Genomic DNA, 20,581 nt, shown 5'->3' with positions numbered 1-20,581 from the left:
TATAAGGTTGCGGTGTGGGGAAAGCAGTCCGGCAATATGAAATATCAGGCAAATGGTTATCCATCTACCTGATAAGGGTCGCAGACATGGTGTTGAGTGCGGGTACTGAAATGCGGGGTTCAGGCAGGCATATAACTGATTGAGTGCTCCAGAGAGTCGCACTGAGAGTCGATAAGGACGCTCCATATCCCTTTATAGGGGATCCCCACATAGGCAGTATTTTGATCGTTTACCGTCAAAATATCGCCGAAACCTGAGTGACGTCCTTTTCGCTCAACATCATTTTCACACATCAGATGAATGTGACATTTTTCTGAACAACGGATGACGACGGTGTCGCCACCAAACAGACTCAATCTGGCTCGAACGATAGGCATGACTTCCCCCAATGAGATAAAGCACCTGAAATACGCTGTAACCGAACACTGCCAGGTTATACGTCACCCAGACCGGGAGTGATATTGGTCACATAACGCTCTGGAATCTATAAAACCAGACTAAAGAGGGGGGAATAATGACTTTAATCAAAACTTGCAGGAATCTTTCAAAGATTAATTATTCACCAGACTGATGTATGTAAAAGAAAATGATCCTGTTTTAACGAAACGCGTCAAAATGTAATTATGAGGTTATCGGGGAGTGGGAAATGACAGCGAACGGTAACATGTGCAGCCTCTCATCGTGCATAGCGAAGAAGGGTGTTCATTCGTTACAGAGTAATAAATTAGCTGCTTTTTCTTTCACAAGCTGACACCCTATAGAGGTATGGCATGTGCGTACGCTTGAAATTGATTATTATCGGATTTTTTACCGTCTCACACGTCCATTTTTGCGGGTGATGAAAAAAAAGCGTGCGCTACACTTTCTCATTTTATCCAGTTATAAGGGCATCGGATGAATTGCTCCGAAAAATTCAAATATCTCAGAAACTTCAGTGCGTTATCCCTGGTTCTGAATGCGTTTTTTAGCCTGCCGGTACATGCGGATGACGCGCTGTTACGGGCATGTGGTAATGCAAAAACGGCAAAAGACTGCCAGTTACCTTTCCAGCAGGGGCTTTCTCCTGTGCAGGTGGGGCTATCCCGTGAGCCATTGTGGGGCTACGTCGATACCACCGGGCGCATGGTGATCAAACCAGATTTCAGCGAAGCGCGCGGTTTTGCGAACGATCTGGCGGCGGCGAAAAAAGGTGACAAATTTGGCTATATCGATAAGAAAGGCCATTGGGTTATTGAGCCTCGCTTCACGCGCGCGACAGATTTTAATGCGCAAGGCACCGCACTGGTTGTGACAGACAATCGTCTGGCACTGATTGACCGCAAAGGCGCGGTGGTGAAAACACTGCCGTTCGCCGTTTCTCTGGATAGCCAGGGGTTCGTCGGCGGTCAGGCACTGGCCAGCGTGCAAACGCAGGTTTCTCCGGCGCTGTGGAATGCCTCCACCGACAGTTCCCTTTCCCTGCCTGATGATGTGATGGCAATTGATTTGCCTCAGTCAGGGCTGATCCCGGCGAAAAAACGTGACTCTTCGGATGAAGGTTACTGGGGATACCTCGACGAAAATGGTGAGTGGGCAATTGACCCGATGATCCTGAAAACCCGCGATGAGCCGCAGCTCGGCGGGGATGTCGTGGCGGTGAAAACGAAGAATGTCTGGGCGTTGGTGGATCGTCAGGGCGTATCACTCAGTAAAGAACAGTACAAATCGGTGCGTCCTCTGGCGTCCGGCAGTTGGCTGGTCACGGCAGGCGACAACAGTAAGCAACTGCTGAACAGCAAACTGGAAAAAGTGCAGGATATCCCACAGGACCAGTCAGAGAATCTGCTCGTCTGGGGTAAAGCCACACTGGGGACGGGCAGTAAAGGGATCGTGATCATCGGTGCTGATAATCAGATTGCTTCGCTGAAAGTGAATAAGCCGCAAATTCTGCAACAAGGCAACCGCCTGTGGGTCATGCAGACAGAAGGCAAAACGCCGCAGGTCGCGCAGGTTTATGACAATAATGGCGTTGCACTGCTTAGTGATGCGACGCTGACGGCACTTAAAGATTATCAGTTACAGCCTCTCGACACCCTGCCTCTTACGGATGACCTCGGTACGTTGCCAGAGGCCAGCAGTGACGCGACGCACAACCTGCCGTGGGCGGTTCTCACCCCGACGGACAACACCAAACCTCCTGCCATTCTTACCTCCCAAGGGAATGTCCTTTCGGACCCTCAGTGGGCCTCTGTAGAGGGCAACACCACTCAGGCACCGCTTATCATCCACACGGAAGATAAAAAAGTGGGTGCTGTGGATGCGGCGGGGAAATGGGTCATCCAGCCGGTGTATACGCAAATCAGTCCGTTTAACGGCGATTACACGTGGGCCGTTGAAAATAACGGCACTGCCGATACAACACGCCTGATTGACCGTAATGGCAATGCTGTTGATGTACCGGCAAATATTCAGAAAAGCACTCAACGTCTGTCATCCGGCTTAGTGTTTTATACGGAAGGTGAGAAAGATACCCTGCGCTGGGGCTTGTGGGATATCGCGAGCAAAAGCATCAAAGCGGCACCTCAGTTTATTCAGGTGGAATCTTTTAATGACGGTTATGCCTTAGCGCAAACTGAGGCGGGCTGGGGAGTGATCGGAACCGACGGCAGTTGGGCGATTGCGCCTGAGGCCAGCCGTAGTGGTAAATTCCAGTATATCGGGCAGGGCATGTTTACCCTGTCTGATAATGATCAGCCGGGCGAACGCGGTGCCCTTGCCAGCCACTATAGTCTTTACAGTGCGGAAAGCGGCCAGGTTATCGCCTCCGATTTACTCTCAAGGCCGCAACTCGTGGGGCAAAATCACTGGCTGGTTCAGCCTTCACAAGGCGGTGTTGCCTTGCTGGATCGCACCGGACGTTGCCCTGTCAGCAAAGCCATTGTGGCGTCATCAAGTTCTGTTCAGGGTGACCGGGTCATGCTGGGTTTCTCCCCTCACTTTGGTGCGATCAATACTCAGGGCGACTGGCAAATTCAGCCACTTTATACGGCCGCATTCCATTTCATCGCTCCGCTGAACCTCAGCCGTGCGGTGAGCGATGGACGTACTATGCTGATTAATGATCACGGTGCGGTGCCGTTAGACGGTTTCGAGCAGGCTCAGCCACTCAATTCACTGGCACGTCTGGTGATGAATGATGACGTGACCGGCGAAACCGTGCTTTACGACAATGACGGTAACGAGATCCAGCGCTTCGCCGGACCTGACAGCTTGCTTGCCGATAAAGCCAGTTCCGGTGTTATCCCGATGCGTGATAACAAAGGTCTGTACGGGTTTGTTGATCAGCAGGGTAAAAAAATGATCGGTTCGTACTTCGATCAGGTCGGGGCGATGAATAATAATTTTGCTACCGCCATGAAAAAATCGACCTATGGCAATCTGTTGGGATACATCAACACCACCGGTCGCTTCGCCATTTTGCCGAAGTTCGACTGGGCGGGTGATTTCAGCGAGAAGCATGCCTGGGCCGGAGGCAAGGGTGTGGTCAGTTTGCTGAATGCAGAAGGTGGCGTTCAGGCTAAAATTCAGGTGCGCTGTAATCAGCGGGTCATTGTGGATGCCAAGGGGGCTTATCTCTGGCCTGCCAAGGCTCCGGCATGTGGTACCGGAGGTAATTGATGATGGTCAGCAAACCTTCAAGGCTGCGAACTGCACTTCGTTGTGCGATGAATACCGGTAGCTCACTGGCCTTATTGACGCTGACAACCTCCGCGATGGCGGCTGAACCCGCGGGTTGTTCCGCGCCGTTACCGGAGGCACAGGTTGAGGCACAGACGCGTAATGCGTTGCCTGTCGTGCAGAATGTGTGCATACGGGATGTCCATGAAGGCCGGGCTGCCGTGCTTTTACCGGCCGCCGATGCGGCAGGTGAACGCTGGGGTTTTCTGGATAATCAGGGGCAACTGGTCATCAAACCTGTCTTTGAGCAGGTTGGTGATTACCACTACGGAGCCGCTGCCGCCATGCAGCAGGGCAAGTGGGGCTACATCGACTTGACCGGGAACTGGATGATTCAGCCAGCCTTTGACCATGTTCAGCCCTTCACTCAGTCAGGTATTGCGGTGGTGACCACGGGCGGTAAGCCACAACTCATTGACCGCAAAGGTGTGCCGGTGGGTAAACCGCTCGATGAGCTGGTGGATGAAGCTACCCTGAGCGATGGCATGCCTGCGCGCCTTGCCCTGTCATTTAATAGTGTTCTGCTTTCTCCGGATGGCGTACGCCATGTCGCTACGGATAAAATGGAAGTCGTTGAGCCGTTCGGTTCAGATGATCTGTTTATTGCCTTCAATGCCAGCAAAGGCTACGGCATTGTGGATGGTAATCTGACCTGGCGCGTTCAGCCTCAGTACGCCTCCATCAATCTTGATCCTCATAATCCTTCCGTTGCGCTGGCGAAAAATGCTGATGGCATAACGTTGATCCGCAGCGATGGTGTGCAGGATGACCAAAAATATTTGTCGGTCAGTGAAGAAACGGGCGCGTTCTGGCTGGCTAAAACAGCTGACGGCATTAAGTTGCTCGATAATTCGGCCGCCGTTATCGCGACCTTCAGTGAAGCGAATGCCGGGGCGTTGCGTGTGTCTGGAGATTATGTTCTGGATCCGGCAACCAAAGACACGCTCACATTGTATGTTCCCGGACGTAAACAACCGCTGACCTTGCCCGCAGGCAGTGAACCCTGGCAGCAGGGCACGGGTGAGTTCTTAGTGACCACCAAAGGTGAGCAGAAAAAAGTGAACGCCATTGTGGGGCCTTCCGGCGGCATGATCGGCGGTTCACAAACCATAGGCTGGCTGGCGCAAATTGACAGTGCAGAAGTCATTAATCATCGCCTGTGGCTGCGTAATGAGCAGGGCGATGTGGTGAATGTGGTTGATGCAACCGGCAAGGCGCTACTGAATCCGAAGACCGTCAGCACCCTCGATCACAGCCGGATTGAACCTCTGAATGTCAGCAATGATGCCGCGACGCCACAATCCCCTCTGGCGCTGATTCGCCCGGAAACCGCAGACAGTAAAAATGGCGCAGGCTTCCTGCGTCCTGACGGCTCTCTCCAGCTGGACAGCAAATGGCAAGATATTGAGCCCGCAGACAGCAGTAATGAAATCGGGCAGTTTATTGTCAGAACGGCGGATGGCACCGGCGTGGTGGATGCGCAGGGCAAAATCGTTATCCCGCTGACGGAAGACAATATTTCGCCTTTCGTACAAGGTTATGCGCTGGATTATCTGGATGGCAAACTGACTGCGCTGGATCACGCGGGTAAGCATTATAACTTGCCTGATGTATTTGAAATCGAGTCTGTCGGCAACGGCTGGTTCCGCTATCGCGAAACTGCTGCAGAAGGCGCGCTGTGGGGCATCTATGATGTGCTCAGCCAGAAAACCGTTGTTCAGCCTTCGTGGCAGGATGTCGGTACTTACGCTGATGGCCTCGCTGCGTTTAAGACGCCGCAGGGCTTGTGGGGGATTGTCGACAGTCAGGGCAAAACAACCGTCGAAGCGAAGTATGCCAAAGTGCAGCGCATTAATGCCGCGCTGTGGTTGCTGACCCAGCCTGCGACGGCTGATCAGCCCGGATCAAGTGTCATCGCTGAAATCATCGGCAATGATGCGAAAGCGAGAATTGCGCCGACAGCAGGATTATCCGTCACCCAGTTCAGTGATGGCCGGATCCTGGCGTCGTCCGCCGCAGGGCAGTCGTGGCTGCTGGATGCGCAAGGCAATATTGAACTGCATGAGCAACAAACGCATATCAGCGCGCTTGGCGATTGGGTGAAATTATCCCGACAGCCGCAGCAAGGTTATGTCTCAGCGCAGGGTGAGTGGCAAATTCAGCCGGTCGTCGACACCCAGGGGTCGGCATTTGAACAAGATCGGGCATTACGGGCGACTCCCGCTGGCTATGAGCTTATCGATGCGAAAGGCGCGCGCGTTGCGGCAATGCCAGAAGGTAAATGGGTGATGCCGCCAGCCAGCGCCTGGTCGGTTTCTTACGATCCTCAGGACAATGCCCCGGCAACACGCTATGTCGACAACACCGGTAAACTGGTACTGACGGTACAAGGCCAGGCCAGCCGGATGGTGGGGGAGCGGGCAGTATTGACCCGCACCGACGGTTTGAAAACCTGGATCAACGGTCAGGGCCAGCAGAACGATGGCGTATCTTATGCTGATTTAGGTTTACCGGTCGACGGACTGGCCTTTGCCAAAGCAGACAACCATTACGGCTTTGTTGACGTGCAGGGTAATTTTGTCATTGCACCGCTTTTCAGTGCCGTATCGCCGTTTGACAGCGGGGTTGCCGTGGTCTCTACGTCAGCGATGTCGATGATGATCGACAAAACAGGTAAACCTCTTGCCCGGCTGGATAAAGAATGCGGTATCGCCGTGCTTTACGGTGCAGGCAGTGCGCGGCAGTGGCCGGCGACAATGCCGGATAACTGCAAACCTTAAGACGTTTTCCCGGCTTGCAAAACCCGCTACGGCGGGTTTTTTTGTGCTAATGTTTAACTGTTATGGCAGTGAACTATCTCAATTGAAAGGATAAATTATGATTCCGCAGATCCCACTTAAATACAGGGACGCAGAGCGCTGGTCGTTTGGTGATACCGAGTCGTCAGCAGACGAACTGGCTAAGCGTGTTATTGCAGGCACAAAAACAGCTACCTGTTCAAATCTCGATGATGATCCCGAACCTGAACCTGGCGAAATCTTTGTGGTGGTCGATGGGCGCAATAATCCGGTGTGTGCCGTACAGCTGACCGAAGTGAAACAAGTTCCTTTCGATCAGGTGACTGAGCAGCACGCCTGGGAAGAAGGGGAAGGTGACCGCACGCTGGCTTACTGGCGCGCTGAGCATCAGCGTTTCTTCGAAGAATACGATATGTTTGAACCGACCATGCCGCTGTTACTGATGAAGTTCCGCTTGGTTGAGAAGTTCTGATCCCACTTTTACGGCCTGATCAGGACGATCAGGCCTTACTTACCCCCGTCATATGATCAACCTGATGTTGTCGATCTGTCGTTCAGGAATATGTCATGTCAGTGAATTCAGTTAATCAGCGCGCGTTTGCAACACGTTCCGGAATACCTTATTTCAGCCAGTGGGAAGATCCCGATTGTGCCGCAGGCATTATCGCCGGGGATCTCCAGCTCAGCGATGTCACGTTATGGGCGCAGTCCGGCGCTTCAAACCAGCAGGAATTTATTGAATGGGCGAACCATGTTTGCGGAATGTGTTGCCTGAAAATGGTTCTGGCGGCAGTTTCCGGCAAAGTCGAGCCAATCCTGTCGCTGACGCAACGCAGCCTGGCGTATGGCGCTTACGTTCGTGAAGGGGACAATATTAAGGGGCTGATCTACGCGCCTTTTGTCGATTATGTGGGTCAGGAATTAGGGTTAACGGCGCGGGTACGGGTAGATATTTCAGCACAAGATATTGCAGGGGAGCTGGAACAGCACCGGTTCTTCATCGCCTCGGTGCATCCGTCGATTCGAATCCCTGATTCTGTGCCGCCTCGCAAAGGCGGGCATCTGGTTCTGGTCACAAGGGCCGATCAGGCGTCGGTGACTTTTCATAATCCATCGGGCCACGATGTGTCCACCCAGCAAGATGTCACCTTGCCCGTGGCGGTTTTCGGCCGATTTTTTGCCGGACGCGGTATTGCACTGGTCGAAAACGTGGACTGACCGCAAGCGGCATGGCGAACAAAATCCCGTTCGCCATGCTGTGTTACTCCAGTCGCATAATCCACTCATCTTTCTGTTCGTCATACTTTTCCTTGTACAACACAGAGTGACGACCATCGACTACCGCCGGAACACTGGTGTGATCATCCCAGGCATCAAGTTGCATACATAAATCAGGGTCTGACTTGCACGGGATATGCACTTTATCTCCGCCTTTTGCTTCGGGCGTCGAGAGATGTGCATCGTCAATTTCATAACTGCCAATTCTGATACTCGATTTTCCCATCAGGTACTCCTTGCCAGTGGTGACACGATTGATTGATAGAACATCAGGTATGACCAGTTGGTCTCCCCTCTATTGAGGATAGCCGACAGCACAAAAAGTGCCACCCGAATTTTCACGGATGCACAAAGCAGGCAGGGGACAAAGGGGAAAACCGGAAGGATAAGGAACCGTACGGCAGAGGCGCGCGGTTCCCGGATGACGTCAGAGCTGATTAAATCGTACTGAGACCGGCATGGCGTTAATCTGGTTACGGCCATTGTTTTTCGACAGATACAGGGCTTCATCGGCGGCGCTCACGATATCGGACTGATCTTCAATGCCTGGATCCTGATCCGGCATATAGGTCGCAATCCCCTGACTGATGGTCACGCGGTTGAACTCGCTGAAACTGTGTTTAATGCCCAGCGATTCAATCGATTCCATGATGTGCTGTGCCACAATCCACGCGCCTTTCAAATCGGTGTCCGGCAGAATGGCGGCAAATTCTTCGCCACCAAAACGGGTCACCACGTCGGTACTGCGTTTGAGAGATCGCCGTAACGTACGGGCGACCAGACGCAGGCAGGCATCGCCGGAAAGATGGCCGTAATGATCGTTAAAATGCTTGAAGTAATCGATGTCGATCATCACCACGGTCAGCGGCGTCCGGTTACGTTTGGCGCGCATATATTCGTGGCTGAGCACCTTTTTAAACTCACGGCGGTTGGGCAGCTTGGTCAGCGAATCAGTGCGTGCCTGAATTTCCAGGCGGCGGTTGGCCTTGACCAGTTTCAGTTCCAGCAATTTGCGCTCATGCACGTCTTCGGCGGTGCCATACCAGCGCTGGATGGAACCGTCGGTCGCATAGCTCGCAGCGGCACGAATGCGCATCCAGTTCCAGCCACGATCGACATGGCAGAAACGGACTTCAATATCCAGCGGCGCACCGGTTTTCAGACATTGTTCCCAGGTCTGTACCGCTGCACGGCGGTCTTCGACATGCATGCTCTGGATCCACTTATCCGCCAGAATATCCTGCCGCGTCATGCCGGTGATCCGCTGAAAACGTGAACTCACGTCATTGAGCATGCCGCGCGGATCCGCCGTCCAGGGGATCTGCGGGTTCAGCTCGACCATATTGCGGTAGTGTTCCTGACTTTCACGCAGCGCCCGCTCCATCCGCTTGAGGCTGGTGATATCCGTCATCGCGACAGACAGGCCATTAAGTTGATTTTGCGCGTCATAAGCGGCTTTGATACGCACGAAGAACACCTGATTTTTTCCGGGTACGGAAAATTCGCGGTCGGGTGTCGTTTCGTTGCGCTGTGCCAGTTCCAGTGCGTTATTGAGCAGCGGAGAAAGCCCTGGCAGAAATACCCCGATTTTGCGGCCAATCGCTTCATAGGGTTGCAGGCCGATAATGTTTGCCATGGCATCATTGACCGTGACATAGCGCATCTGCAAATCAATGAAACACAGGCCCACCGGGGCATTGGAATAGATGTTTTCCAGCTGGAAAAGACGCTGACCGGGTGCCTGATCCAGACTGGTCAGGTTGCGGTCGATTCCACGGTATCCGCGAAAATTACCTTCGGCATCGAAGAGCGGAACGCCGCTGGTTTCGAGAATCACTTCCGTACCATCGGGGCGGATATTGCGATTTAACAGACCGCCAAAAGGCGCGCGACGTTCCACGATGGCGGCGAACTGTTCGCCGACCCGTTTTGCCTCATCAGGGGGCATAAAGTCAAAAGGGGTTTTTCCTAATACTTTTTCGGGCGGGACGCCCAGAAATTCGATGCACTTATTCGAGGAGAAAACATAACGCCCCTGCGTATCGACTTCCCAGATCCAGTCAGAATTGTTATCGATAATATCCCGCAGGCTGGCCATTTGCTGTAAAAGCAGTCCATCTGCTGATTCGAGTTTCATTTCATCTGACATGGCACTTCTCCGACTGGCAGGTCTTTACTCAACATCTGGCATTAAGATTTATATCTGAAAAGGATATATCACTGGCAATGTTTTCCAGACGGCAATAATACATGCCACGATAGGATTATTCCTACTTATAATTCAATAAACCTTTCTTGATAATATAAATAGTTATCCACGATAAGCAGCATAAAATTTTCCAGAGGGAATTGTTCTATGCACTTTGTCACCCTGATTTCACCTAAAGGCTATGTTGTACAGAATTCGCCTAAACTCCTATTAGGATAATTTTAATCGTTTTTGCTGCGGATTAAATAGAATATTCTGCGCCATCAGGAGGTTCTCATGGCACAGAAGTTTGCATAATGGTTAAATTAATTTAATCGTTTGATAACGTCTGTGGCCGTATTGCACCGTCTCTCACCAGTTCGCGCGGCAGACTGTTTTTTATCCGGCTGCCGATACGTTTGGCGATCCCCAGTGGCTGATTGAGCCACGTCACCAGACATTCATCGGCGGGCGGAGCCGTTTCCGGATAAATATCCACCCCGCGCAACCAGTTTTGCGCCAGCTCGTCATCGATTTCAAAACGGTTTTTAGCCTGCGGATCGCTGAACGCCACCACGGCTTCATGCTGCCAGCGGAAGCCTTTTGGAAAACGCTCTGCCAGCCTGACGCCGATGCGTGAGAAACGTACTTTACCGAACAAAGGTTCCAGTACAGCAGGGAACAACCAGATCTCTTTGTCACGTTGCCAGATCGTGTACTGCTTCGCGGGCCATGACAGTCCGGACTGACCGGCAGCGGCGATGATTTCCGCGCTGTCCTGACGGGAAAGCGGAGAGAATGGGAAACGGCCCACTTTATATCCCGGTACCGGCAATCGCGGAACGGAATTCGTTTTACGAAAACGGGCAACGAAGAAGCCTTCGCTATCATAAACCTGAGGAAAAACGTGCAGATAGCCTTCCGGGGTGACGGCTTTCTGCGCTCCGGCGAACAGGTCTGCCAGCGATTCCGTTTCTACTGCATCAGCATAGGTTTCAAGCAGCCACTGGCAGACTTGCTGATTCTCCTGCGCGTTCAGGGTGCAGGTGGAATAAACCAGCACGCCGCCGGGTTTGAGGGCATGAAATGCACTGTCGATCAGTTCGCGCTGGGTTGCGGCGATTTCCGTCACGCTGTTTTCAGACCAGTTACTCATGGCATCAGGATCTTTGCGGATAACGCCTTCGCCTGAGCAGGGCGCATCCAGCAAAATAGCATCAAAGGTTTCCGGCAGTGCGGCACCAAATACGCGCCCGTCAAAGTGCGTCAGCGCCGTGTTGCTGACGCCACAGCGGCTGATATTGGCATGCAGCACTTTGACACGGCTGGCGGAATACTCATTGGCGACGATGCCGCCCCGGTTTTCCATCAGTGCGGCAATTTGCGTGGTTTTGGAACCCGGTGCGGCCGCGACATCCATCACCAGCGCCGGTTGCGTATCATGCGCAAATAACGCGGTAACCGGCAGCATCGAACTGGCTTCCTGAATGTAGAACAGCCCCGCCAGATGCGACAGGGCATTACCCAGACGTGATTCATCCAGCGCATGGCGGTTGATCCAGAAACCTTCGGCACACCACGGTACCGGTTCTAAATCCCACTGATAACGGCTGGCAAGTGCCAGGAAATCATCCACGCTGATTTTCAGGGTGTTGACCCGCAGGCTGGGACGAAGAGGGCGCTGACAGGCTGCAATAAAATCATCCATGCTCAGGCTGGCAGGCATGATGGCGCGGGTCGCGTCCAGAAAAGCGGCGGGTAATTTATCAGCAAAACTGCTGGCAGGAGTGAGCTTTGACAAGAGTGCGGTTCCAGAACTGAATAAGTTTTCTGTCGCGGAGTTTAGCATATTTACCTGCCGCAATAGGATGTTCCCTCGCGGGCTGGCAATGAAAAGGCCACCCGAAGGTGGCCCCGATAAAAACAATACCGGTTAATTTCTCGGAATTGCCGTTCCCCATTTCTGCCAGTCTTTTGGCGCTTCCGGATTGAGCAGGAAATGGTTGCCGTTGGCGGCTTTCGGTGCCAGTGGCGTGGTCGGTGGCGTCGCGAAGGCGATACCGCCGCGGATAAACTGCTGGAACGTCCCGCTTTTGAACACCCCACCGGTCAGGCCGAACTGCAGGTCATAACCGGATGCCAGCCAGAACACCGAGTTTTCGCGGACCAGATACTGGTATTTCTTGCTGATCCGCAGAGTCACGTTAACGCGGTCGGCCATCGCACCAAGGTAAAAGCCTGATACCGTGCCGACTTCAATGCCACGGAACAGCACCGGAGTGCCGATTTGCAGTGAACCGACTTCAGCTGCATCCACGACAATGCCCAGTCCGTCGGTGTAGCGGGAATCGGTGATGGTGGATTCCTGCAAATCGAAATTACGCGCCGGGACACCTTTTCCCGCCTCAACGTTGATGTAGGGCTGAAGCAGCGTTTCCAGATTGCTGACGCCGCCTGCTGAAATCTCAGGCGAGACAATGGAGAACCGCGAACCGCGACGGGCGAAATTATCCACGTATTCCGGATACAGCACGGCTTTGGCGGATACCTGATTCAGTTGCGGATCCAGTTTCAGCGATTCAACCTGACCAATCGTGATACCCAGATAACGGATTGGCATACCGGCAGAAAGCTTGCTGGCGTCATAAGTGTTCAGTGTGATCTGACTGCCGACAGCCCGCGCCGAGGTTTCTGAATCATACAGAACCCGCTTCGCGCCCTTGCTGGTGGTGACGCCTTCCAGGTTATCGAAACTGATAGCGCCTTTCAGCGCACGATCCAGCGGAGAGGCCTGAACGGTCAGGCCGCTGCCGTTTAACTGTACTTTTGCGCCACCTTCTGCCCAGAAAATACTCTTGTCGCTGAGCAGGTTACGGTATTGCGGCTGGATATAAACATCCACTTCAAACTCGTTCGCTTTAGGACGCACGTTGACAATCTGTCCTACCTGGAATTTGCGGTAGAGCACCACAGAACCCGCCTGCACATCTGGCAGGCTTTTGGCTGTCAGCGTCAGAGTGGCGCCGGGCTGGTCGCCCTGAATGCCTTCTGCCGCTTTTTCCGCATTACTGTAAAGCGGGTATTTCTGCGCAGGTGCGCCTTTGCTGCCGGGAATAATGCGGATACCGCCATCTACCCATTCCTGCGCGCTGGCTCCCAGCACTTCCATGCCATCAATACCCAGTTTCACGTCAACGCGGCTGTTAACCACAAACTTACTGTCTTTGTGCAGCAGGTTTTTGTATTCCGGTTTGATGGCGGCATTGAACAGAATGCCTTCATCGGTCAGGGTCCGGTCAATCACCGTACCGACGTTAATACCGTAGAGCTTGATTGGCTGCCCCGCATCAATGCCATAGCTTTGCGGTGCAATCAGCTGGACTTTTACGGCGCCGGGATTCTGCAAAAGCCGCTGGTTGCTGTCGAGGACCACAAAGTGTTTTTGGGGTTCGCCGTCGCCCGGGATCAGTTCAAGGGTGTTGCCGGTCAGCAACTGGCTGAGGTTGGCATTATCGAGACTGATTTTCGGGCTGTTCATTTCGATGCGCGTACCGTCGCGCATCATATCGAGCACGGAGGGATCGACCGTCAGCTTGCCGGTGACTTTGTTATCCGGCTGTAAGGTGACTTTGGTCAGCGTACCGACCTGCAGCCCCTGATAGAGCAGCGGCGTTTGTCCTTCGGACAATCCGTTGCCGTTTGGCAGATCCAGCGTGATTTCAACGCCGCGCTGGCTCTGTGCCAGATCGGGATACAGCACGTAAGACTGATCGGCTTTGGCCGGTTTTCCGTCATTCGGGGAGTCCATCGCCACTGCGCCGTTGACCAGCGCGGCGAGGCTTTCCATCTGCACTTTGGCTCCGCTCAGGCTGAAATCGCCCTTGAAACCGGACACATTCCAGAAGCGCGTGTTGTCCTTAACCAGACCGGCGAAACGTTTGTCGATCAGCAAATCAATGGTGACGCCGTCGTTACCGCTTTCAATGTCGTAATCGTAAACTTTACCGATCGGGATTTTACGGTAATACACCAGCGAGCCGGTGCTGAGTGAGCCCAGATCTTTTGCGTGCAGATGAATCATCAGTTCGCCGGTATTCAGGCGGAATTTAGGCTGAGTATCGAGGGCGGTGAAATGATTTTTCTCGTTGCCCGGACCGGGCATCATGCCGATGTAGTTACCGCCTACCAGCGCATCCAGACCGGAAACCCCGGCCAGTGAGGCCTTCGGCGTGACCAGCCAGAACTGTGTCCCGTCGCGCAGTGCATCTGATAAATCACTTTTGATACTGACTTTCACCTGAATGGTGCGCAGGTCTTTCGTCAGGCTGATGGATTCCACGGTGCCGACTTCTACACCCTGATAGCGTACAGGTGTCCGGCCCGCAACAATGCCCGCTGCCGACTGGAAATCAATCGTGACAGTGGTTCCGCGTTCCTGATAGTTGCTGTAAATCAGCCATCCGGCGATGAGTAAAGCAATAAACGGCAGAAGCCAGAAAGGCGAAATCCGGCGCCTGTGTTTTATCCGTGCTTCAGTCGGTGTATTCGGCGTTTCCTGTTGCATGTGCATCCCAAATCAAGCGGCTATCAAGCCATTCAACGGCAAGAATGGTCAGGATCACGGCAGAGCCAAAGTAAAAGGCGGCCGGTCCCATTGTAAAAGACAAAAGCTGGTCACGGTTTACCAGCGACATCATTAATGAAATAACAAACAAATCGAGCATCGACCAGCGTCCGATCCAGGTGACCAGCCGGAGTAAACGGATACGCGTTTTCAGTCCCTGAATCGCTTTGAAATGAATACTGAGCAACAGCGTCAGCATCACAATGACTTTGGTAAAAGGCACCAGCACGCTGGCGATAAACACAATCGCCGCAATCGGTACGTTCCCGGACGTGGCGAGGGAAACAACGCCGGAAAATATGGTGTCCTTCAGTTGCTGCCCGTTGGCGTAAATGATGGAAATCGGCAGCAAATTGGCGGGAATGAGAAACATGATTGCCGCGATCAATGCCGCCCAGGTTTTTTGCAGACTGTGTTTGTAGCGTAGTCGCATGGGGACATGACAGCGAGGACAACGATCGCGCTCATCCGGCAAACCGGTGAATTTACAGGCGAGGCACAGACGCAGTGATGACGGTACGCCCTTCGGCTGGCGCTGCGGATAAAACTCTTCCCACAGTTGCTCAATATTCAGATTAATCATCGTCAGCGTGACCATCACGGTCATCATCAGATAGGCCGCCAGCGCCATACCGGCATTGATATCGGCATATTCTTTGACCTTGATGCTGGCGACGGCCATGCCGATCAGATAGATATCGAGCATTACCCAGTCTTTCAGGCGATCAAGCATCAGCAACACGGGTTTGAGATTCATCCCCAGTTTGTGGCCAAAATGCAGATAAAGAATGGAAACCGCCAGTGTCAGTGGCGCACCGATGGTACAAAACGCCACCATGCTTGCGGTGACCGGATCGCCCTGACGCGACATCTGCCAGATGCCTTCGAGCAGGCTGGCATCGATACGCGTGCCGAGAAGACGGATGCTGATCAGCGGTTCGGTATAGGCGAATGGCATCAGCAACAAAATACTGATGGCCATCGTGATCAGCCGGGGCAGGGAGCAGACCTTGCCTTTCTCCACTTTGGCGTTACAACGCGGGCAATGCGCTGTCTGCGTCCGTTTCAGCGCCGGGAGCGTGAAAAGGTAATCGCATTCATTGCATCGCTGGTAACGAACGTGCGGTAACTGGGCTGATATTGTGTGTATTTTCATAGTACCTGGAATAGTAAAGAATACCTGTTGTTACAATTACGCATCCCCGTCAGGGGTCAGGCGAGGCCATCAGGCCAAGATCAGCCAGGTTTTTTTGACAAAATAACGTATTATGCGGTCGGCAAACAGTTATTGTAGGTGAGTCTTTTTGATGTCACACAGGATTAACCTTGTTCATATGGGCATTTAATGCTTATTTTATAGAGGTTAAGCACAACAGAACGGCTCAGTGCCCTTAGGTTATTATTGGTTACTATGAATAAAGAAGCATTCTACACGGAATTAAAACGTGATTTGAACGCGTTGATCGCCGGAGAAAACAATTTCATTGCGACTCTGTCGAACGCAAGTGCCTTACTTTATGAGCGTCTTGAAGGCGTGAACTGGGTAGGTTTTTATCTGATGGACGGCACAACGCTGGTGCTGGGGCCATTCCAGGGTAAAATTGCCTGCGTGCGTATTCCGGTAGGAAAAGGCGTCTGCGGTACTGCAGTAGCGGAAAACACCGTACAGCGTGTAGGGGATGTTCATGCCTTCCCGGGGCATATCGCCTGTGACGCAGCAAGTAATGCTGAAATTGTGTTGCCGGTGACGGTAAATGGCACAGTGATCGGCGTATTAGACATTGATAGCACCGTTTATCAACGCTTCGATGAAGCTGATGAACAGGGGCTGACAGAGTTGGTCAGCGGGCTTTGCCAGCATCTCGAACACTGCGATGCTGAAAAATATGTCAATCTGATCGTAAGTTGATCGTCGGATAACGTGGCATTTAATAACGGCGTCATTATAATGACGCCTGTTCATGCCTGCGCCGGTTGGCAAACCCGTTGTAATCAGGAAATTTCATGGAAAATCAACCTAAGTTGAACAGTAGTAAAGAAGTCATCGCCTTTTTGGCTGAGCGGTTCCCGCTCTGTTTTACCGCCGAAGGCGAAGCACGCCCATTAAAGATCGGTATCTTTGCGGATTTGGTCGAACGCGTGCAAGGTGAAGAGAATCTGAGCAAAACTCAGTTACGCTCTGCTCTGCGTCTGTATACCTCAAGCTGGCGCTATCTGTACGGCGTTAAAGTTGGCGCGGAACGCGTTGACCTTGATGGTAATTCATGTGGCGTTCTTGAAGAGCAGCACGTAGAACATGCCCGTAAACAGTTGGAAGAAGCGAAAGCCCGTGTTCAGGCACAACGTGCAGAACAACAGGCTAAACGTCGTGAAGCCGGTGAAACCACTGAGCCACGTCGTCCACGTCCGGCCGCTAAAAAACCTGCGCCGCGTCGTGAAAATGCGCCCGCAGCTGTGGCTGGTCAGGAAAATCGCAAACCACGTACACCTCGCCCACCGCGTGAGGAAAAACGTGAACCGCGTCAGGTGCCAGTAACAGACATTTCAAAACTGCAAATTGGCCAGGAAATCAAAGTCAGAGCAGGTAAGAGTGCGATGGATGCAACCGTATTGGAAATTGCCAAAGACGGTGTTCGCGTTCAACTCTCTTCGGGTCTGGCGATGATTGTACGCGCAGAACATTTGCAGTTCTGATACGGAGGCCAACTCAGGCATGAACAAATTTGTCAGATTAAGCGTTATTGCGGGTCTGTTAATGGCGGGAGCAGGGCTGGTGAATACCAGCTTTGCAGCGAATGAGGGTACACCGGTGACTCTCGCTCAACTTCCTGACTTAACGCAAGATCCGCAGGATGCAACGGTGAGCGAGCGTGTCACTGCTCGTTTTACCCGTTCGCATTATCGTCAGTTCGACCTTAATGCAGATTTCTCAGCGAAAATCTTCGACCGTTACCTCAACATGCTCGATTATGGCCATAACGTATTAATGGCTTCCGATGTTGCACAATTTACTGATAAACGTGCCACGTTGGGGGAGGAACTGAAATCCGGTCAGTTAACCACACCTTATGCCTTATTCAATCTGGCGCAGAAACGCCGCTTTGAACGCTATGATTATGCGTTGAAAGTGCTTGAGCGCCCGATGGATTTCACCGGCAATGACACCATTGAACTTGATCGCAGTAAATCACCGTGGCCGAAAGACCGCGCTGAGCTGGATAAATTGTGGGATGCGAAAGTCAAATATGACGAGCTGAACCTCAAACTGACCGGCAAAAACGATCAGGAAATTCGTGATGTGCTGTCCAAGCGTTATCATTTTGCGATGAAGCGCCTGACACAAAGCAACAGCGAAGATGTTTTCCAGCTGGTCATGAATGCCTTCGCGCATGAAATTGACCCGCACACGAACTATCTTTCCCCGCGCAGCACTGAGCAGTTTAATACCGAAATGAGCCTGTCTCTGGAAGGTATTGGTGCGGTCCTGCAGGGTGACGACGATTATACCGTTATCAACTCGATGGTAGCTGGCGGCCCGGCGGCCAAAAGCAAAGCCATTGCAGTGGGTGATCGTATTGTCGGCGTCGGCCAGGTTCAGGCTGGCAAGCAGACCCCTATTGTTGATGTGATTGGCTGGCGTCTCGACGATGTGGTGGCGTTAATCAAAGGGCCGAAAGGCAGTAAAGTCCGCTTGCAGATCTTGCCCGCGGGTAAAAATGCCAAGAACCATGTGATTACGCTGACCCGCGAGAAGATTCGTCTGGAAGACCGCGCCGTCAAGATGACCATTAAAAATGTAGGTGCCCAGAAAGTTGCAGTGATGGACATTCCTGGCTTCTATGTCGGTCTGACCGATGACGTCAAAGTTCAGTTGCAGAAAATGGCCAAGCAGAACGTTAACAGTCTGGTTATCGATCTGCGGACCAACGGCGGTGGCGCACTGACAGAAGCGGTTTCTCTGTCTGGTCTGTTTATCCCAAGTGGTCCGGTGGTTCAGGTTCGTGACAACAACGGCCGCATCCGTCAGGACAGCGATACCGATGGTGTCGTTTATTACAAAGGCCCGCTGGTGGTGTTGGTTGACCGTTTCAGTGCCTCTGCATCTGAAATCTTTGCCGCAGCCATGCAGGATTATGGCCGTGCGCTGATTGTCGGTGAACCGACCTTCGGGAAAGGTACCGTTCAGCAGTACCGCTCACTGAACCGTATTTACGACCAGATGCTGCGTCCTGAGTGGCCTGCTCTCGGTTCTGTGCAATACACTATCCAGAAGTTCTATCGTATCAACGGTGGCAGTACTCAGCGTAAAGGCGTAACGCCTGATATCCTGATGCCAACCGGTATCGAATCGATTGAAACCGGCGAGAAGTTCGAAGATAACGCCCTTCCGTGGGATAGCATTAACGCGGCCACTTACACCAGATTAGGCGACATGAAACCGTTCCTGCCTGAACTGTTGAAAGCGCACGAAGCCCGTATTGCGCAAGATCCTGAATTCCAGTACATCCAGGAAGATATCGCCCGTTACAAGGCGCTGAAAGACAAACGTAACATCGCTTCTCTTAATTACATGCAACGTGATAAAGAAGATAAAGAAGATGATGCACTGCGTCTTAATCGCCTGAATGAACGCTTCAAGCGTGAAGGCAAGAAGCCACTGAAATCTCTCGACGATCTGCCGAAAGATTACGTTGCTCCGGATCCTTACCTTGATGAAGCTGACCATATTGCTGTCGATCTCGGCAAGCTGGAAAAGTCTCAGGCTGATCAGGCCCCGGCGAAATAATCCTTGTGAAAGTCACACTGAAAGCGCACTCCGGTGCGCTTTTTTTTGTCCTGAATTTAGGGGGATTGTCGATATTTCAGGCCTGTCTGTGAAATCAAACACTTCAAAATGTAAAGTATTGTGAATTAAGGCCTTCAGAACGCATGGGCTCTTGAATCCTGATAAGAAGCCCATAGGATCAGTACAACCGTGCGTGCTATGTGCCGGTGGTATGACTCTGCTAATAACAACGAAGTAACAATGAGGAAGTAAAATTTTATGATGCGTATAGCGTTGTTCCTGCTGACTAACCTGGCCGTTATGCTGGTATTCGGGCTGGTGCTTAGCCTGACTGGCATTCAGCACAGCAGCGTGCCGGGGCTGATGATCATGGCCGGGCTGTTTGGCTTCGGTGGTGCAATTGTTTCATTGCTGATGTCGAAATGGATGGCGTTACGCTCAGTGGGTGGTGAAGTCATTGAGCAGCCGCGTAATGAAACTGAGCGCTGGTTGATGAACACCGTACGTCGCCAGTCTCAGCAGGCAGGTATTGCGATGCCGCAGGTGGCGATTTACCACGCACCCGATATTAATGCGTTCGCCACGGGCGCGCGCCGCGACGCCTCACTGGTGGCCGTCAGTACCGGTTTGCTGCAAAGCATGAGTCAGGATGAAGCCGAGGCGGTTATCGCCCACGAAATCAGCCATATTGCTAACGGCGATATGGTGACGATGACGCTGATTCAGGGCATCGTGAACACCTTCGTGATTTTCATTTCACGTATTATTGCGCAGGTGGCTTCCGGGTTCCTTTCCGGTAACCGTGATGGCGAAGAAAGTAACGGTAACCCGATGATTTATTTTGCTGTAGCGACCGTGCTGGAACTGGTTTTCGGTATCCTCGCCAGCATCATTACGATGTGGTTCTCGCGTCACCGTGAGTTCCATGCGGATGCGGGTTCAGCAAAACTGGTGGGCCGTGAGAAAATGATTGCTGCGTTGCAGCGCCTGAAAACCAGCCATGAACCGCAGGAAGCGGGCAGCATGATGGCGTTTTGCATCAACGGCAAATCGAAATCATTCAGCGAGCTGTTTATGTCTCACCCGCCGCTGGATAAACGTATCGAAGCGCTGCGCAGTGGTGCTTACATTAAGTAATTCGCTTGTGCGATACACACAAAAGCCCGGCTATTTTGCCGGGCTTTTTCATA

14 protein-coding genes are annotated in these 20,581 nt (G+C 52.5%); 8 read left to right on the top strand and 6 right to left on the bottom strand.

Features of this window, described 5'->3' with window-relative positions; translation table 11 throughout:
* Positions 1-119: 119 nt before the first annotated feature.
* Positions 120-377, bottom strand: a complete 258-nt coding sequence (locus J9880_RS21170; protein WP_095921410.1) for a DUF1883 domain-containing protein — start codon at positions 375-377, stop codon at positions 120-122.
* A 517-nt stretch (positions 378-894) separates the two neighbouring features.
* Between J9880_RS21170 and J9880_RS21165 the strand changes: the two genes are divergently transcribed.
* The 4 genes from J9880_RS21165 to J9880_RS21150 all read left to right on the top strand — a co-directional run bounded on the left by J9880_RS21165 (position 895) and on the right by J9880_RS21150 (position 7,733).
* Positions 895-3,657: a WG repeat-containing protein gene (locus tag J9880_RS21165; protein WP_232769891.1), complete on the top strand. Its 2,763-nt coding sequence runs from the start codon at positions 895-897 to the stop codon at positions 3,655-3,657.
* Positions 3,657-6,497 (top strand): WG repeat-containing protein, encoded by a 2,841-nt coding sequence (locus tag J9880_RS21160; RefSeq protein ID WP_232769890.1) that lies wholly within the window; start codon positions 3,657-3,659, stop codon positions 6,495-6,497. Before J9880_RS21165 ends, J9880_RS21160 begins: the two co-directional genes overlap by 1 nt.
* Positions 6,498-6,594: 97 nt before the next feature.
* The gene (locus J9880_RS21155) at positions 6,595-6,987 is read left to right on the top strand and encodes an ASCH domain-containing protein (RefSeq protein WP_095921413.1); all 393 of its coding nucleotides are present in this window, start codon (positions 6,595-6,597) and stop codon (positions 6,985-6,987) included.
* A 95-nt stretch (positions 6,988-7,082) separates the two neighbouring features.
* Complete coding sequence (locus J9880_RS21150) at positions 7,083-7,733, top strand: hypothetical protein (RefSeq protein ID WP_095921414.1); 651 nt, start codon at positions 7,083-7,085, stop codon at positions 7,731-7,733.
* Positions 7,734-7,776: 43 nt separating this feature from the next.
* Here J9880_RS21150 and J9880_RS21145 read toward each other — a convergent pair whose 3' ends face one another.
* The 5 genes from J9880_RS21145 to yebS all read right to left on the bottom strand — a co-directional run bounded on the left by J9880_RS21145 (position 7,777) and on the right by yebS (position 15,761).
* On the bottom strand, positions 7,777-8,019 hold the full coding sequence (locus J9880_RS21145; protein WP_013576157.1) for a YebV family protein: 243 nt from the start codon (positions 8,017-8,019) through the stop codon (positions 7,777-7,779).
* Positions 8,020-8,220: 201 nt separating this feature from the next.
* Positions 8,221-9,942 (bottom strand): sensor domain-containing diguanylate cyclase, encoded by a 1,722-nt coding sequence (locus J9880_RS21140; protein WP_131693481.1) that lies wholly within the window; start codon positions 9,940-9,942, stop codon positions 8,221-8,223.
* 370 nt (positions 9,943-10,312) lie between these two features.
* Positions 10,313-11,830 (bottom strand): 16S rRNA (cytosine(1407)-C(5))-methyltransferase RsmF, encoded by a 1,518-nt coding sequence (gene rsmF, locus J9880_RS21135; protein WP_131693480.1) that lies wholly within the window; start codon positions 11,828-11,830, stop codon positions 10,313-10,315.
* 84 nt (positions 11,831-11,914) lie between these two features.
* Positions 11,915-14,545 (bottom strand): PqiB family protein, encoded by a 2,631-nt coding sequence (locus J9880_RS21130; protein WP_232769889.1) that lies wholly within the window; start codon positions 14,543-14,545, stop codon positions 11,915-11,917.
* Complete coding sequence (gene yebS / locus J9880_RS21125; protein WP_095921418.1) at positions 14,514-15,761, bottom strand: membrane integrity lipid transport subunit YebS; 1,248 nt, start codon at positions 15,759-15,761, stop codon at positions 14,514-14,516. Before yebS ends, J9880_RS21130 begins: the two co-directional genes overlap by 32 nt.
* A gap of 255 nt (positions 15,762-16,016) precedes the next feature.
* On the opposite strand from yebS, the gene J9880_RS21120 reads away from it, so the two are divergent.
* The 4 genes from J9880_RS21120 to htpX all read left to right on the top strand — a co-directional run bounded on the left by J9880_RS21120 (position 16,017) and on the right by htpX (position 20,528).
* The gene (locus J9880_RS21120) at positions 16,017-16,514 is read left to right on the top strand and encodes a GAF domain-containing protein (RefSeq protein ID WP_095921419.1); all 498 of its coding nucleotides are present in this window, start codon (positions 16,017-16,019) and stop codon (positions 16,512-16,514) included.
* Positions 16,515-16,609: 95 nt separating this feature from the next.
* On the top strand, positions 16,610-17,299 hold the full coding sequence (proQ, locus tag J9880_RS21115) for an RNA chaperone ProQ (RefSeq protein WP_015697850.1): 690 nt from the start codon (positions 16,610-16,612) through the stop codon (positions 17,297-17,299).
* Between the two features lie 19 nt (positions 17,300-17,318).
* A complete protein-coding gene (prc, locus tag J9880_RS21110; RefSeq protein WP_195816897.1) occupies positions 17,319-19,391 on the top strand; it encodes a carboxy terminal-processing peptidase in 2,073 nt (690 codons plus the stop codon).
* A 258-nt stretch (positions 19,392-19,649) separates the two neighbouring features.
* Entirely contained in the window at positions 19,650-20,528 is an 879-nt protein-coding gene (htpX, locus tag J9880_RS21105) for a protease HtpX (protein ID WP_119826317.1), read from the top strand.
* Positions 20,529-20,581 lie beyond the last annotated feature (53 nt).

Source organism: Rahnella victoriana (assembly GCF_021276285.1).
In the GTDB taxonomy this organism is placed as follows: Bacteria; Pseudomonadota; Gammaproteobacteria; order Enterobacterales; family Enterobacteriaceae; genus Rahnella; species Rahnella victoriana.
This window is presented reverse-complemented; position numbering and strand designations above follow the sequence as displayed.

Coding starts and splice junctions, on each gene's coding strand:
- J9880_RS21170 (WP_095921410.1), bottom strand. CDS start 377: ATGCCTATCGTTCGAGCCAGATTGAGTCTGTTTGGTGGCGACACCGTC.
- J9880_RS21165 (WP_232769891.1), top strand. CDS start 895: ATGAATTGCTCCGAAAAATTCAAATATCTCAGAAACTTCAGTGCGTTA.
- J9880_RS21160 (WP_232769890.1), top strand. CDS start 3,657: ATGATGGTCAGCAAACCTTCAAGGCTGCGAACTGCACTTCGTTGTGCG.
- J9880_RS21155 (WP_095921413.1), top strand. CDS start 6,595: ATGATTCCGCAGATCCCACTTAAATACAGGGACGCAGAGCGCTGGTCG.
- J9880_RS21150 (WP_095921414.1), top strand. CDS start 7,083: ATGTCAGTGAATTCAGTTAATCAGCGCGCGTTTGCAACACGTTCCGGA.
- J9880_RS21145 (WP_013576157.1), bottom strand. CDS start 8,019: ATGGGAAAATCGAGTATCAGAATTGGCAGTTATGAAATTGACGATGCA.
- J9880_RS21140 (WP_131693481.1), bottom strand. CDS start 9,942: ATGTCAGATGAAATGAAACTCGAATCAGCAGATGGACTGCTTTTACAG.
- rsmF (WP_131693480.1), bottom strand. CDS start 11,830: ATGCTAAACTCCGCGACAGAAAACTTATTCAGTTCTGGAACCGCACTC.
- J9880_RS21130 (WP_232769889.1), bottom strand. CDS start 14,545: ATGCAACAGGAAACGCCGAATACACCGACTGAAGCACGGATAAAACAC.
- yebS (WP_095921418.1), bottom strand. CDS start 15,761: ATGAAAATACACACAATATCAGCCCAGTTACCGCACGTTCGTTACCAG.
- J9880_RS21120 (WP_095921419.1), top strand. CDS start 16,017: ATGAATAAAGAAGCATTCTACACGGAATTAAAACGTGATTTGAACGCG.
- proQ (WP_015697850.1), top strand. CDS start 16,610: ATGGAAAATCAACCTAAGTTGAACAGTAGTAAAGAAGTCATCGCCTTT.
- prc (WP_195816897.1), top strand. CDS start 17,319: ATGAACAAATTTGTCAGATTAAGCGTTATTGCGGGTCTGTTAATGGCG.
- htpX (WP_119826317.1), top strand. CDS start 19,650: ATGATGCGTATAGCGTTGTTCCTGCTGACTAACCTGGCCGTTATGCTG.